Source organism: Vibrio sp. 10N.222.55.C6 (genome assembly GCF_041473395.1).
Classification (GTDB): domain Bacteria; phylum Pseudomonadota; class Gammaproteobacteria; order Enterobacterales; family Vibrionaceae; genus Vibrio; species Vibrio crassostreae_C.
On the sequence record NZ_JBFRSD010000930.1, the window covers coordinates 1 to 396 of the forward strand.

Annotated in this window: 1 pseudogene; it reads left to right on the top strand. The window is 43.7% G+C overall.

Annotation, left to right across the window (positions count from 1 at the left end):
- Positions 1-28 precede the first annotated feature (28 nt).
- A pseudogene (locus AB4486_RS26910) lies at positions 29-396 on the top strand (fumarate hydrolyase); the annotation flags it as partial.

Consider the following 396-nt stretch of genomic DNA (forward strand, 5'->3'; position numbering starts at 1 on the left):
GTTTACTACTGCGTCGGCAGGTAACGTTATGAACGGGACCAAAGCTGCAATTGCACAAACAGTTAGCCCCGCAGTTACCCCGTCTGATATATGGAAGAACCTAGCGAATCCAAATAGTATTTCGGAAGCTGATCTTGATAATCTGTATACATTTACAGTTGATGGAAAGAAACAGGATTTTGCTACAGCTGTACAAGCTGACGCGATGTTTAAGAGTGCATTTGGTGACGATGCTGCAACACAATTAGCTGCGGGTTATAACACTAACTTTTCAACACCAGCAGCAGCTTCTATTCAAGTGTATCGAGGAACAGTTAAATTACCGTACTTCCTGTCAGATTCGTTAACTAACAATGCGTGGAAAACAACGCCTTGGCGCAGTGCGATGCCTAGTGT